Annotated in this window: 1 protein-coding gene; it reads left to right on the top strand. The window is 69.0% G+C overall.

Annotated features, from left to right (window positions below; all coding sequences use genetic code 11):
• Positions 1-529 (top strand): hypothetical protein (locus D7W79_RS46635; RefSeq protein WP_147442387.1); only part of this gene is annotated, 529 nt, incomplete at both ends.

Below are 529 nucleotides of genomic sequence, written 5' to 3'. Positions count from 1 at the left end.
GGACCCACGTGGCGGCCAACCCACAGGTGGACCGCGAGGGACACGTGGTGCCCGGGTTCGAGGGTCGGCCCACCGCGCCCCTCGTCGGCGGAACCCAGGAATTTGCCGGCGAGCACCTGGCCATGCTGTGTGGGTTTTCCCCGGCGCTGCTGGCCAAGATGCTGTTTTACCTGGAGCGCTGCGACGGCGGCGTGATCGTCGGGCGCCAGGAGATGGACGTGTTTCGCTACGTCGCGGACTCGGACCAGACCGACGTGCCCTGCAACCTGTGTACCTTCGAGACCCGCCACGCCTGCGCGCACACGACGCTGATGCGGCTGCGGGCCCGCCACCCCAAGTTCGCGAGCGCCGCCCGGGGGGCCATTGGGGTCTTCGGAACGATGAACAGCGCGTACAGCGACTGCGACGTGCTGGGAAACTACGCCGCCTTCTCGGCCCTGAAGCGCGCGGACGGATCCGAGACCGCCCGGACCATCATGGAGGAGAGGTACCGCGCGGAGACCGAGCGCGTCATGGCCGAACTCGAGAC

The sequence above is a fragment of the Corallococcus exercitus genome (genome assembly GCF_003611585.1).
In the GTDB taxonomy this organism is placed as follows: domain Bacteria; phylum Myxococcota; class Myxococcia; order Myxococcales; family Myxococcaceae; genus Corallococcus; species Corallococcus exercitus.
This window is presented reverse-complemented; position numbering and strand designations above follow the sequence as displayed.